The organism is Dyella nitratireducens (assembly GCF_014642835.1).
Taxonomy (GTDB): Bacteria; Pseudomonadota; Gammaproteobacteria; order Xanthomonadales; family Rhodanobacteraceae; genus Dyella_B; species Dyella_B nitratireducens.
Map to the genome: position 1 here is coordinate 2,003,280 of NZ_BMJA01000001.1, position 13,507 is coordinate 2,016,786.

Annotated in this window: 14 protein-coding genes; 8 read left to right on the forward strand and 6 right to left on the reverse strand. The window is 57.9% G+C overall.

What is annotated here, in order from left to right:
• Positions 1–10 precede the first annotated feature (10 nt).
• From IEX75_RS09270 to IEX75_RS09290, 5 genes are all read left to right on the forward strand, one after another.
• Positions 11–1,810, forward strand: coding sequence for a diguanylate cyclase (locus IEX75_RS09270; protein WP_188793923.1), 1,800 nt, complete (start codon positions 11–13; stop codon positions 1,808–1,810).
• A gap of 25 nt (positions 1,811–1,835) precedes the next feature.
• Positions 1,836–3,590, forward strand: a complete 1,755-nt coding sequence (locus IEX75_RS09275) for a sensor domain-containing diguanylate cyclase (protein WP_229720711.1) — start codon at positions 1,836–1,838, stop codon at positions 3,588–3,590.
• A gap of 220 nt (positions 3,591–3,810) precedes the next feature.
• Positions 3,811–4,215, forward strand: coding sequence for a ketosteroid isomerase-related protein (locus IEX75_RS09280; protein ID WP_188793925.1), 405 nt, complete (start codon positions 3,811–3,813; stop codon positions 4,213–4,215).
• Positions 4,216–4,231: 16 nt separating this feature from the next.
• Complete coding sequence (locus IEX75_RS09285) at positions 4,232–4,825, forward strand: GNAT family N-acetyltransferase (RefSeq protein ID WP_188793926.1); 594 nt, start codon at positions 4,232–4,234, stop codon at positions 4,823–4,825.
• A 5-nt stretch (positions 4,826–4,830) separates the two neighbouring features.
• A complete protein-coding gene (locus IEX75_RS09290; RefSeq protein ID WP_188793927.1) occupies positions 4,831–5,727 on the forward strand; it encodes a carbon-nitrogen hydrolase family protein in 897 nt (298 codons plus the stop codon).
• Positions 5,728–5,801: 74 nt separating this feature from the next.
• Here the strand turns inward: IEX75_RS09290 and IEX75_RS09295 are convergent, their stop codons facing one another.
• From IEX75_RS09295 to IEX75_RS09305, 3 genes are read right to left on the reverse strand one after another with little or no spacing between them, the layout of a single operon-like run.
• On the reverse strand, positions 5,802–5,993 hold the full coding sequence (locus IEX75_RS09295; protein ID WP_188793928.1) for a DUF1737 domain-containing protein: 192 nt from the start codon (positions 5,991–5,993) through the stop codon (positions 5,802–5,804).
• Between the two features lie 55 nt (positions 5,994–6,048).
• Positions 6,049–6,588 (reverse strand): RNA 2'-phosphotransferase, encoded by a 540-nt coding sequence (locus IEX75_RS09300; protein ID WP_188793929.1) that lies wholly within the window; start codon positions 6,586–6,588, stop codon positions 6,049–6,051.
• A gap of 60 nt (positions 6,589–6,648) precedes the next feature.
• On the reverse strand, positions 6,649–7,008 hold the full coding sequence (locus IEX75_RS09305) for a hypothetical protein (RefSeq protein WP_188793930.1): 360 nt from the start codon (positions 7,006–7,008) through the stop codon (positions 6,649–6,651).
• Between the two features lie 297 nt (positions 7,009–7,305).
• On the opposite strand from IEX75_RS09305, the gene IEX75_RS09310 reads away from it, so the two are divergent.
• Positions 7,306–7,614, forward strand: a complete 309-nt coding sequence (locus IEX75_RS09310; RefSeq protein ID WP_188793931.1) for a hypothetical protein — start codon at positions 7,306–7,308, stop codon at positions 7,612–7,614.
• Positions 7,615–7,688: 74 nt separating this feature from the next.
• The gene (locus IEX75_RS09315) at positions 7,689–7,958 is read left to right on the forward strand and encodes a hypothetical protein (RefSeq protein ID WP_188793932.1); all 270 of its coding nucleotides are present in this window, start codon (positions 7,689–7,691) and stop codon (positions 7,956–7,958) included.
• A gap of 260 nt (positions 7,959–8,218) precedes the next feature.
• On the opposite strand, the gene IEX75_RS09320 is transcribed toward IEX75_RS09315, so the two are convergent.
• Together IEX75_RS09320 and IEX75_RS09325 are read right to left on the reverse strand one after the other, a co-directional pair.
• Complete coding sequence (locus IEX75_RS09320) at positions 8,219–10,228, reverse strand: SPFH domain-containing protein (RefSeq protein ID WP_188793933.1); 2,010 nt, start codon at positions 10,226–10,228, stop codon at positions 8,219–8,221.
• 745 nt (positions 10,229–10,973) lie between these two features.
• Positions 10,974–11,762 carry a M15 family metallopeptidase gene (locus tag IEX75_RS09325; RefSeq protein ID WP_188794399.1) on the reverse strand — a complete coding sequence of 263 codons (789 nt, stop codon included), beginning with the start codon at positions 11,760–11,762 and terminating at the stop codon, positions 10,974–10,976.
• Between the two features lie 98 nt (positions 11,763–11,860).
• Between IEX75_RS09325 and IEX75_RS09330 the strand changes: the two genes are divergently transcribed.
• Entirely contained in the window at positions 11,861–12,754 is an 894-nt protein-coding gene (locus IEX75_RS09330; protein WP_188793934.1) for a LysR family transcriptional regulator, read from the forward strand.
• Between the two features lie 66 nt (positions 12,755–12,820).
• Here the strand turns inward: IEX75_RS09330 and IEX75_RS09335 are convergent, their stop codons facing one another.
• Positions 12,821–13,489: a peroxiredoxin-like family protein gene (locus IEX75_RS09335; protein ID WP_188793935.1), complete on the reverse strand. Its 669-nt coding sequence runs from the start codon at positions 13,487–13,489 to the stop codon at positions 12,821–12,823.
• Positions 13,490–13,507: the final 18 nt, after the last annotated feature.

Consider the following 13,507-nt stretch of genomic DNA (forward strand, 5'->3'; position numbering starts at 1 on the left):
GCATCCTCACATGTCCGGGCTACCAAGCCACATCCGCTTTTGGTCTGCCTTAGCAGCCATGGCGTGGTGCTTGTTTGCGCAGCCCGGATACGCTGCCACGCCCATAGCAAGTCCTGCCAGGTTCCTCGACCAAGCTGAAAGCTTGCGCCTGAAAGATCATTCGCGATTCGTGCAGATGTTGGAGCAAATCCACCAGGAGTCTTCTTCCCTTTCCGAGAGCGAGCAATGGCATCTGCGTTACCTCGATGCGTGGGAAGCTCAATCCGACGGAAACTACGCCCAGTCTGAACTGCAGTTTCGCCAAGTCATCGATCATTCGGGCGACCCGGAACTGATTGGCAAAGCGTCGGCACGTCTCTTGAAAATCCTGTCGCTCAATCGGCACTACGACGAAGCCTTTGTTCTGGCCAATCACCTAGCGTCCACCCTGCCTCAGGTCAAGGATGCTCAAGTGCGTTTTGACCTGCTGACGGAACTGTCGGAGATGCTGGATTTTGCCGACCAAACCGATCTGGCGCTCCAGTACGCACGTATGGCAGAAGATGCCATTCCTCCTGGCGAGACTTCGTGTTTCCCGCTCATGCTACAAGCTGCGGCACTCTACAACGGCAAACGGTTGACATCAGCCAGCCCTGAGCCACGTCAAGCCATCGATGCCTGCACAACCGCCGGAGACCTTGTCTCCGCCAACGCGATATGGTTGGTGCTGGGTAGTATGTACATCGACGGCAATCAACCACTCAAAGCCCTGGACCTTCTCGATCAAATCGGCCCCTCTATCCGTACTGCTGGTTATTACCCTCACCTGCTGTCCTCGCAGGTAGAGCGCGCGCAGGCCTATCTCAAATCAGGCAATGACGACGAAGCAAAAAAGGCTGCCTTGGCAGCCCTGGCCATCAGCCATCCCGATGACACCGGCGACTGGGTGATGACCGATTACCAAGTGCTCTACCAGATCGAGAAGAAGCAGCGCCATGACGCTGCCGCACTGGCCTATCACGAACGCTTCTCTACTCTGGAGAAGAACCATCTCGACGACGTCCATGCCCGGGCACTGGCCTATGACATGGCCGAGCAGCACTTGCTGGTTCAAAAGATGCAGACGGAAGGACTCAGCAAGCAGAACAGTATTCTGAAATTGCAGCAGGCATTGACCGGCAAAGCCGTCGAGACCAGCCGGCTGTATATCGCGTTGCTGTTATTGATGCTCGTATCGGTCGTCTTTTGGCTGTTTCGGCTCAAGCGCTCGCAGCTTCGTTTCAAAGAACTATCCAGCCTGGATGGGCTCACCGGCATCTTCAACTATCAGCACTTCATCAGCGAAGCGAGCCGCACCCTGCAGATACTGGAAAAAAGACGCAGCACGGCCTGCGTGATCGCCATCGACCTCGATCATTTCAAGCAGATCAATGACACCTACGGTCATGCACTCGGCGATACCGTGCTCAAACGCACCGTTGCCATCTGCCGGCATCAGTTGCGCCCCGACGATTTGTTCGGCCGCCTGGGCGGCGAGGAATTCTGCGTGCTGCTGTCAGGTTGCCACCGCAACCAGGGCATGGCGATTGCCGACTGCATTCGCAAGGCTTTGGCAGCCACGCTGGTTGATGTAGAGGGGGGAGTCGTGTCGTTTTCCGCCAGCTTCGGCTTGGCGTGCACCGATACGTCGGGTTATGAGCTGCAGCGCTTATGCAAAGATGCGGATGCAGCGCTTTACAAGGCCAAGCGGACTGGTCGCAATCAGGTTGTTGCCAGTGGCGAACATATCGATCAAGTCCAAGCCCAGCACGCCGAGAAGTGGGCGAGCTAGTTTTGAGTGGCCAAGCTGTCTTCGCTTGTGGCCCGCCATGGCGGCCATGGCGTGGTGCCTGCTCGTGCAGCCCGGTTACGCCGCCACCTCGATCACGAATCCCGGCCAGTTCCTCGACCAGGCTGAAAGCCTGCGCCTTAAAGACCACGCGCAATTCGCGCAGATGCTGGCGCAGATCCACCCTGAAGCACCGCGCCTGTCCGAAGCCGAGCAATGGCATCTGCGTTACCTCGACGCATGGGAGGACATGTTCAACGGGAACTACATCAAGTCCGAGACGGAGTTTCACCAGATCATCGATCGCTCCGGCGATCCGGTCCTGATCGCCAAGGCATCGGGCTTGTTGCTGAGCAATCTGGCGTTCAATCGTCGCTACGAGGAAGCCTTTGCACTGGCCAATCACCTGGCATCGAGCCTGCCCGAGGTCAAGAATCCGGAGAGCCGCTATACGCTGCTGACGAATCTCTCGCAGATGCTGGATTTCGGCGAGCAGACCGATCTGGCCGTCCAGTATGCACGCATGGCGGAAGATGCCGTTCCTCCTGGCGAGAGTTTGTGCCGGCCGTTCTATCTGGAAGCCGCGGCGCTTTATAACGGCAAGCGGCTGACATCGGCCAGCTCTGAATTGCGTCGCGCCATCGATGTTTGTACCGCTGCAAAGGAACCGGTCTTCGCCAATGGCATGTGGCTCGTCCTGGCCAGCCTGCATATCGACGAAAACCAGCCAGCCAAGGCGCTGGCCCTGCTCGATCAGGTCGCCGCCTCGGTTCGTACCGCGCATTATTACCCGCATAGGCTGTCCTCCCGCGTGGAGCGCGCACAGGCCTATCTCAAGTTGGGCAATGACGGGGAGGCGAAAAAAGCCGCTCTGGATGCGCTAGCCATAAGCCAGCCCGACGACACCAGCGAATGGCTGATGGACGACTACCAGGTGCTCTATCAGATCGAGAAGCAGCAGGGCCACAACGCCGCCGCGCTCAACTATTACGAACACTATTCCAACCAGGAAAAAAGCCATCTCGACGATATCCGCTCCCGCGCACTGGCCTACGACATGGCCGAGCAGCATTTGCTGATGCAAAAGATGGAGACGGAGCGCCTTAGCAAGCAGAACAGCATCTTGACCTTGCAGCAGACGTTGACCGCCAAAGCGATCGAGACCGGCCGGCTTTATATCGTTCTGTTGGTATTGGTGCTGGTATCGGTGATCCTGTGGCTGTTCCGGCTCAAGCGTTCGCAGCTTCGCTTCAAACAGCTTTCCTGCCTGGACGGGTTGACGGGCATCTCCCATTACCAGCACTTCACCAGCGAGGCCGGCCGCGCCCTGCAACTGCTCGAGAAAAAACACGGCATCGCTTGCCTGATTGCCATCGATCTCGATCACTTCAAGCAGATCAACGATACCCATGGCCATGCCCTGGGCGATGCGGTGCTGAAGTGCACCGTTGCTGTCTGCCAGCAGCATCTGCGTTCGGAGGATTTGTTCGGCCGGCTCGGCGGCGAGGAATTCTGCGTGCTGCTGCTTGATTGCCACCGCGAGCAAGGCATGGCGATTGCCGACCGCATCCGCGCAACCATCGAGGCGACACTGGTTGATGTCGAAGGGGGCGTCATGTCGTTTTCCGCCAGCCTCGGTGTGGCGTGTACCGATCGATCCGGTTATGAACTGCAGCGCTTGTGCAAGGATGCGGATGCAGCGCTTTATCGAGCGAAACGGCATGGACGCAATCGCGTCATCGCAGATACCGGGAGCGACGATCTGCAAGACGCTACCGCGTAGGCAGCGTTGCCGTAGCAATGGTTCCAAACGTCAGGGGACCCGATCGCCTCATAAACTTAAGGTATGCTCGCCGACGAGCAGGGTGCATCAACCCAACCTGCAACTGGCATCCGGCTTCTGCATGCCTTCCCCCTCGGCGTGTAAATTGGCATACATTCACGCGCTATATGCAGTGCACGGTGCTCTAAGCTAGTCAGCATCTTTCCGCGGAAGCTCGCCGATGTCCGACGCCGTCGCCTTGATCGAACGCTACTACGCCGCCTTCAATCGTGGTCATTGGCAAGCCATGCTCGATTGCCTGGCCGATGACGTGGCGCATGACACCAACCAAGGCTCGCGCGAGTTGGGGCGGGAGGCGTTCCGTGCCTTTCTTGCGCGCATGGAGCGCAGTTATCGCGAGCAGCTGACGGATATCGTGGTGATGGCCACGGCCGACGGTAGCCGCGCCGCAACGGAATACGTGGTGCACGGCGAATATCTGGCCGATGATGAAGGCCTGCCGCCGGCACGTGGGCAGCGCTACGTGCTGCCGGGCGGTGCGTTCTTCGACGTGCGCGATGGCAAGATCACGCGCGTAACCAATTACTACAACCTCAACGACTGGATCGCCCAGGTGTCCGCCTGAGCACAGGAACGCGACGATGACGCTGCATATTCTCAGCTGCAACGGCGAAGCGGTGGCGCCTTATCTGGAGGATCTGGCCCGGCTGCGCACCACGGTGTTCCGCGATTACCCTTATCTGTATGAGGGCAGCACGGACTATGAGAGCGACTATCTCATGGCGTACGCACGCTCACCGCGCAGCGTGTTCGTACTGGCGCTGGATGATCAGGAGGTCGTGGGCGCGGCAACCGGCATTCCGTTGATCGACGACCAGACAGCTTTTCAGTTGCCCTTCCGCAAGAAGGGTTACGCGCTGGAACCGATTTTCTATTTCGGCGAATCGGTGTTGCTGCACACCTATCGCGGCAAAGGCATCGGTCATCGTTTTTTTGACGAGCGCGAAACACACGCACGGCGCAGCGGCTTCAAGCTGGCGGCGTTCTGTGCGGTGGAGCGTGACGAGCACGATCCACGCCGCCCACCGGAATACCGCTCCAATGACGCGTTCTGGGCCAAGCGCGGTTATCAGCGCCAGCATGATTTGTTTTGCGAACTGTCATGGCGCGAACTTGGCCAACAGGAAGCCAGCCCCCATCTGCTGCGTTTCTGGTTGCGCTCGCTGGAGTTTTGAACGCGATGAAAGTGACGTTTGCCGTCGGTCAATGGCTGATCGGCGCCCCTCGGCATGTCGATGATTTCGCTGCCCGCGTCGAACGCGAGCTCGCGGCGGTGGCCGCGCAAGGCGCGCAGTTGGCGCTGCTGCCGGAATACCTGGCGCTGGAACTGGCCTATACGTTCGGGCCAGAGGTGCACGGCGACCTGCACCGCTCGCTGGCGGCGGTGGATACGCTGTATGCGTCGTGGCTGGCGCTATTCGGCGAGATCGCACAACGGCACGGCATCTACGTGTTGGCTGGCAGCTTTCTGCGCCGCCAGGACGATGGCAGCTATCGCAACCGCAGCCTGCTGTTCGATCCACAAGGGCGCCATGTCTGGCAGGAAAAGCTGCGCCTTACCGGCTTTGAGAAAGAGGCCAAGGTGATCACACCCGGCAATGCGCTCAAGGTGTTCGACACCGAGCTCGGACGCGTAGGCATCAACATCTGCTACGACGTGGAATTCCCCCTCTACGCACGCGCCCAGGCCGAAGCCGGCGCTGTCCTGCTGCTGGTGCCTAGTTGCACCGATACCCTGGCCGGAGCAGCGCGCGTGCGCATCGGCTGCCAGGCACGTGCACTGGAAAATCAGATTCCCGTGTTGTGTGCGGTAACGGCCGGCGAAAGCGAATGGAGTGCGGCACTGGATACGAATACCGGGCACGCGGCGATTTATGTGCAGCCGGATCGCGGTCTGCCGGATGGTGGCGTGCTGGCGGAGCTCGCAGCCGAATCGGGCTGGCTGGTGACCGAGATGGATGTTGCGGGCGTGCAAGCCGCACGTGCCAATGGGCAGGTAGGCGTTGCTGGTGATTGGCAGGGGCAGCTGTTGCCAGGGGTGCAGCGGGCACGGGTTGCGGGGTTTGAAAGCGCTTAGATTGTCTGGCTTGGCACGCGCGCGCCGCCCTGGCGAATGCCAGCGTCTGGCGGCTTTGACTGGGAGTGAGTGAGCTACGTGTTGCGATCCGGCCAAACTATCGCCTGAGCGACAACGACATGCTCGCCATTGAACGTTGCGGCCGGGGAACCATGCAGCGCATAGCCAAGATTCAGCGCTTCCGAAACACGGTGACAAAACGTTGCATCGTCTTTCCCGGTCAGCAATCGATATCGTGGAAGGCCATCTGGGGGTAAGTCGGGCATGGGAGTTCCTAGTGGTTGTGCCAAGAATCGTCGGAAAGTTCGATGATCCGGTGATTCAATCGGGAAAACTTATGAAGCTCGCCGGCACACTGTCAGTGAGCCATACACCATTCTTGGATTTATAGAACCGGTGCCCTTCGCTGCACATCTTTCCCGCTTGAACCGTAAGCACGAGGGGATGGCCATGGCGCTGGCCAACAAGAACAGCTGTGGCTTCCTGCTCTGAAAGATGGACATGCTGCCGCTGCCTCTTTTGCAAGCCTTGGGTACGAATCGATTCGACAAACCGTGTGGCTGTGCCGTGAAAGAGCACGCTTGGCGGCGTAAGCGGCTGCAGTTCCAGGTCCACACTGATCGAATGCCCCTGATTTGCACGTATCCGCACTCCCGCATCGTCGAGGGTAAAGCGCTGCTTATCACTGCTGGCGACGATGTCGGTAATGATCCGGCGATCCAGCTTGCGTCCACGAGCGTTGGCCAACCGGATGAGATCGTCAACATTGGCCCAACCGTTCTTATCCAGTTGAAGGCCGATCGCCTCCGGATCATGCCGGAGTACCAAGCTTAGAAATTTGCTTATCGTGACGTGGTCCATATCTCTATTCTAGGGCTTGGAGGCTTTCGCCAGATACTTGACCGCGCGTACGGCAAACAGCTATCTATCCCCTAATAAAGGAAAATGCCGATCCCCTTCCAGCCGTGAAACGTCCAGCCGGCTGCACATCTCCGCGGTGTCGATGCGGAATTTGAAATAGGCAACGATCTCTTCGTCATCGCCAAGGTGAAGCCATCCACGCATGCCCCGGCCGTCGCGATCGACGTGCTCGATGGTGGTGAAGTACATCATGCCGACGTGGTCACGCGAAAATTGATGGAAGCCTCGTCGCTTGCCGTTGTCGAACAGCTTGGCCGAAGCGGTGAAGCAAGTCAGCCACGTGAGTTTGTCGCCCACCTGCAAAGCGGAGATCGCTTTGTGGACGGTGGGATGTAAGCCTGCCTCCAAATCGATGTCCATACAGACGACTCGCAGCAAAGGAAGGTCAACCTTGCAGATGCCTGACAACATCCGATATCAGTGCAGAGCTCCTGAAAATGGCGCGATAGTTCAGTGATGAGTACCTTTACGTGTGCTGCGTCGTAACGACGTGATCATTCACGTTTGTCGAACAAATTTGCTTTGCTCGATCGAGCTCTCTTCATTTATGTGAACGTTCCGCTACTCGCCTCACGCTGATTAATCTGCGTGTAAACATCGTCACGGTATTCTCGACAGACCGAGAACAAGAAGACGCGAGGTGCACGAATGACAGTCATGCATTTAACAAACGTGCTGCGTTTCGATGAATTTCTTAGCAAAGGCGGCCGGCATCTTTTCGAAATCACGGCGGACGAAGTGCCTGAATTGCAGAACGTCCAAGGCGTACACCAAGGCATCAAGATCGCCTGCAAGGTGTCTAGCACATCGGTGAAGAAGGGCACCTGGACCAGGATCGTGGATCAGCTGGCTGCGCGTAATGGCAGCTGCCTCTACAGGCAAGTCGCTTCGAACACTTATCGTGTCGTCTGCACCATCCCGCAAGAACCTGGCTTAGCCGAGAATTCCTGCGCCATCCCGCCATAACGCGGGATGGTTCGGTTCGTTCGCTTGAACGAAACGTCAAATTCACGAAAGCTGGATAGCGTCATTGCAAGAGTATGGGCTGGGTTCAGCACCGGGTGTTGCAGCCGTTGCCTAAGTTTTATCTTCCCTACTCCGGCATTGATTCCGCAGACAGCGTTCTTATGCATGGCGACAGGGCCATGCGCTTTCCGTCGCGAAAAGCTGCGCTTGCGTTCGTCATGGAGCACTATCGCGACGAAAGAACGGCAGTGAATGCGAACCAGGCCGTCATCAGTATCGAGGGGCAGGATGGTATGTGGCGCTCGTTCGATACGCGCCTGCTGCCGGCTAGGGAACATAGCTAGTTTTGTGCGCGAGGCTTGCCGTCTCTTACCGCAAGATATTTTTTGCCGGCAAATTCAACGCTCCCGATTCGTCGCCCCGGCGAAAGCCGGGATCCAATGATGTTGACGCTTTTCAAGTCGCTGGGCCCCGGCTTTCGCCGGGGCGACGGACTATCCGAGAGCGCGTCCAAGCTTGCTTCACCTCCCACCTCAACCCTCCCCTGCTGCACACAGGGGAGGGAATTGTTCACTGCACGTATGAGCGTTGCACGCGATCGGTATCACTCGTGCGGTTGCTGATCGTTGATCCAGCTTTGCCAATTTTCCGGAGCACCTCCGTCAAGCTTCTCAGCCATGAAAGCATTTGCCAGCTGAGCAAGCGTAGAGAGCGCATTCCCACCGTCCGTACCCAGCGCAATCTTCGGCACGATCGCAATCTGACCTTCACGCAGGGCATCGGCAAACTGCTTGCCGAGATCGTTGACCAATTGCATGCGAGCGCCTTCGCCGGTCAGCGCCTCGGCCTTGGCGCGAATGGCATTGGCTTCGGCCTTGCCCACCGCTTCCGTGGCAGCAGCCTTGCCTTCACCCACTGCAATCTGGCGTTTGCGTTCAGCATCGGCGTTGATGTTGATTACCTGCGCTTCCTTGGTGGCGGCCGCAATGGCGGCATCGCCTTCGTTGGTCTTGATCTTCACGTTGATTTCGGACTTGGTCAGCTCGGCCTGGATCTGGTTTCTGGCTTGCGCTTCGCGCAAGGTGCGCTCCTTGATCGCCGCTTGTTGTTGTTGGTCGAAGGTATCCATTTGCTCCTTGGCCACCTGACGATCACGCAGCTGGTTGAGGATGGTGTCGATGCGCTGGCCGGAGGTAGCGCCAGGGCTGCCGTGCGGCGTGCCGATCAGCACTTCCTGCAAGTCGAGGTTGTAAGCAGCAAAGCGTTCTTTCATATCGGTGCTGGCTCTTTCCTGGATCGCCGAACGTTCCTGCAGCAATTCAATCAGTGTCTTGGTTTGGCCGATGTTCTTGAAATACGCGGAAACCATGGGATCGAGCGTCTGGTCGACCAAGCGCTTGATGTCACCGAAACGCTGCACCACCAGCGGCGCCTTGCGATAGTCGATATGCACCACGACCGACAATGGCATCAGCGGTTCAAACGCATCCTTGGTAATCAGCGAGACTTCCGTGAGGTTCTCATCGTATTTGTGCGCGTTGGTCACTTCCGGCGACCATTTCAGGATGAAGTTGGTGGTCGGCACCAATTGAATCTTGCCTGCATACGTATTGAACGCATACTTGCCCGGCAATAGCGGTTCTTTCCACACACCGCGGCAACCGGTATCGACCAGCTCACCATGTGAGTAACCATCACCGGAACGGTCGGTACCCGCCTGGCCAAAATACGAAACCACCACGCCCACGCTGCCTACCGGCACAATCGTTTTCCTGATGAACTCCACCGTGGCAAACAAGCGGTTGAGGTAGTACGTGCCTTCCACCAGCACCTGGTGTTGGCGGCCACGGCGGCCACCTGCACGCAGGAATGCATTGATGTTCTGGAAGTTGTTATGGAAGGTCGCCTTGTTGGCAGGATCTTCGCCCACGCGCGGTGCTACGATTTCATCGGGCGGCAGCACCGGGCCATCGTGGATGGTCACGACACCGAGCAAATCGCGCGGATCATCATCCGGACGGTCGGATCGATCCGCACCGGTCGTCGAGGCTAGGCCGCCGATGACCACGGGTGTGAAACCACCGCGCTCACGCAGCACTTGTCCCATGTGCTCGACGGTGTCCTTTTCCTCATCCGAGAGCAGCAGACCGTGGACGCGGGCGGCTGTAATGATGGCGAACTGCGCCACGTTGATGGCATGGGTGCCCTCACGCAGGATCATGCGCTGGGGACCTTTCTGGCCACCCGCTTTCAGGAAGGCCGAGGCGTCTTCAATACCGGTGTCGACGATCGCACCCAAGGTTTGGCCGTCCACCAGCTCATGGCCGTCACGCGCAAAGATATAACCAAGCTCGCCTTGGGGAATCGTCACCAATTCGACCTTGTGTACGCGGTATTGGAATGGAGCGAAGTAGTGCAGGCCACCGCGCAACACGTGCGGTTGAAAGCCCACTTCGCCGTTCAAGGCAATCAGGCCGCGGGTGAGCGACGAGGCACCCCATAACCGCTCCACGATACCGACACGGTCATTGGGAATGTAGACGACGACGTTGGAAATAAAGATCAGCACTACCAGTGCTACGACAGCTACGGCAATTGCGATTAACAGAGTCATTGCTGCTTGTCCTTGATGAAAAGAAACCTGACACGTAGTCAGGACCGTTTTTTGGCTGCAAAGAGCTGCAACCGCGGCGTTACCCGCGGGTTGTTGGTGATTAGGGTTGAGCGGCGACGCTAAGCGCCGGGAGTGCTCGTCAAGCGGCTATAGGTGCCGTCGTCGGCCGATAGGCCGGCGAGGCAAACACCATCCGTTCGGCATTTGCCGAGTCGTTATGAGAAACGCAAGAAAGGGAATGAACATGGCGATGACCATGAGCGAGCGAACGCTCTCAGTCGTACATGCTTCAAGTGGGAGGAATGAAAGTTTGCCCCTGTTGAACAGGACGCTAAGTCCTGTTTGTCTTTCGCGATGCGTCCAAGTGGGGAGGACACTGAAAGATGCGGTTCATGTCGGCCAGTCGGTTGACCTTGAATGGCGCGCATTCTACGCCGAAATTTTGGGAGTGGGGGTGACGTTATAACAGTCGGTATCTCTACCGCGTGCGGCAATGACAACCCGCCAAGGTGTCATTCCGGCGAAGACCGGAATCCAGTCTAAATATGCGTCCGAAGGACACAATATTAATTATTTATGTTGAGTGCTTCGCACGACATGTTTGTACTGGATGATTCGCTTCGCTCACCCCTTTGGGGCCGTCCTTCGGACGTTCTCCGCGCTTCGCGCTCCGTCCGGCCTTCGCCGGAATGACGGTGAGGCACAACAAGCAGCTCGAATAAATGCATCACCTCAGAACTGGTTACTACGGCGAAATAGGCTTCACCGGAAAATCAAAATACGTCTCCGGATAAGGCTCATCCTTCAACGTGAAATGCCACCACTCCGTTTCCAGCGGCACAAAGCCCGCCTCCACCATCAAGGTTTGCAATAACAAGCGATTGGCCTTCGCCTGTGGCGAAATTGCCTGGTACGAAGGATGCGACACTGGACTGAAACAATCGAAGCCCGTGCCGAAATCCAGGCTGTTGTCAGGCGCTCGCTGCGCCTTCGGGGCCGCGCAATCCACCAGCGGCATATCCGTCGTAAAACGCGGAACATTGCTATTCACCGGAACAATGGTGAGATCGATCGTGCTGCCACGACTATGGCCGGAATGCGCGGCGATATAGCCCTCATCAAACAGACGATTTTTAGGCACGGAAGGATAGAACTCCGCCTGCATCCGCGTTTCCTCCATATCAGCTGCCCAACTGACGAAATCGTCGACAGCGCGCTGGGGGCGATAACAGTCGTACGCCTTGAGAGTAAGACCTCTTGGCAGCAGCTTGGCTTCTACTTTCTTGAGTGCATCAACGGCAGGCCCGGTAAGTAGACATGCAGGTTCTTCGTAGCCATGGACCTTGCGGCCAACGAAATTGTGGCTGGAGACATAGCGGATATCGAACTGCATCTGCGGGATTGCCTTGCCGACATCCACGATATTCGCCGGCCGCTGCGCGACGACCTTGAAAGCCTGATCGGCAGCGATCGACGCAACTGGCACCAGTCCCATCATCATGCTGACCAAGACGGCCACGTGCTTGGCAATCATTTTGCTCACCGGGAATGTCGTTGCTCTACTCATAGCACAGCGGCCGGTTTTCAGTATGCTCCGGCACTATCATCCCTTGCGCCTGGGAACGAGACACTATGGATCGATTCGCATCGATGGAAACCTTTGTGTGCGTGGTGGAAGCCGGTTCCTTTTCGGCAGCGGCGCGGCGGCTCAACGTGGGTCAGCCGGCCGTGTCCAAGTCGATCGCGCAACTGGAAGATCATCTAGGCGTGCGCTTGCTGCTGCGCTCTACACGCGGACTCACCCCCACCGAAGCGGGGCAGCATTATTACGAGCGTGCCAAGCGCTCGATCGAAGAAGCGAACGAAGCCGAGTTGGTGGCTCGTGGCGCCGGCAAAGGGCTTTCGGGCCGGCTACGTGTCTGCGGCGCGGTGACGTTTGCACGCCTGCATGTGCTGCCGCGACTGAAAACCTTTCTGGACGCACATCCCGATCTGAACATCGACATCGTGCTGGACGATCGGCAGATCGATCTGCTGGAGCATGGCATCGACGTCGCCTTGCGCATGGGCGCGTTGAACGATTCCAGCATGACGGCTCGCCGCCTTGCGCAGTCGCGTCGTTTCGCCGTCGCCACACCGGCTTATTTGAAAGCGCATGGCGAACCGAAAACGCCCGCGGATCTCGCGCAACACCAGGCAGTGGTCTACAACCCTGGCGGGAGCCAAACGGCGTGGAATTTCCGGCGTGGCGAAAGCGAAGTTTCAGTCGCCGTTTCTGGGCGCATCCAGGTCAGTGCCGCGGAAGGTGTGCGTGCGGTGGTGTTGGCGGACATGGGTATCGCTATTGCGTCGGAATGGATGTTCGTGGACGAAATCAGGAAAGGTAAGGTGAAAACGCTGCTCAAAGGCTGGGAGTTGCCGACCATTGATCTATGGGCAGTGTTTCCTACCGGGCGGATGGTGAGTGCCAAGGCGCGTGCGTTTGCGGATTTTGTCGAGGGGATGTTGAAGGAATCCACCACGTGATCTGCGCTTGCTGTAACGGCGTGAGATGCCGTTCCCTCCCCTGCCTGCAGGGGAGGGAGTACATACTCACGCTACGCTGTACTGATGCAGCACCGGCAACACATCTTCCGGCTCCGGACGATGGGTGTAATCCGGATTCACCTCGGCATACACGATGATGCCATTCGGTGCGACCACGTAGCGAGCCGGAATCGGCAAGGTCCAGCTGTCATCGCCATTGAACGCCGGCAGATGGTTCTTCAGCTTCTTGTAGAGCTCAACCAAGTAATTCGGCAGCGCATGACGAATACCGAAAGCGGCAGCGACATCGTTATTCGTATCGCTCAGGATGGGAAAAGTGAGCTTGTTATTGCGCTCGGACTTGAGGCTGTTCACCGCGATCTGCGGCGATATCGCGACCAGATTGGCACCCGCTTCGCGAATCGCCGGTAGCGCGGCTTCCAGTGCCTGCAATTCAAAATTGCAGTATGGGCACCACACGCCGCGATAGAAGCTGATCACCAATGGACCCTGCGCGAGCAGTTCCCGGGAGGAAACGGGTTGGCCATGTGCATGGTTCAAGATGAAATGCGGCATCTGGTCGCCTGCCTTGAGCGCGCGAGTCGCCTGGCCGGAGGAGATCAGTTCCTGCGTGGCGCGATCCATGATGGGATGAATGTCGGCCGGTGCGTTGTACGGCGGTTTGCCTGCGCGAAAATCAGCTTTGAAGGCGTCGAGAGTGGCTTGCAGAGACATGACATGGACTCCTATGCG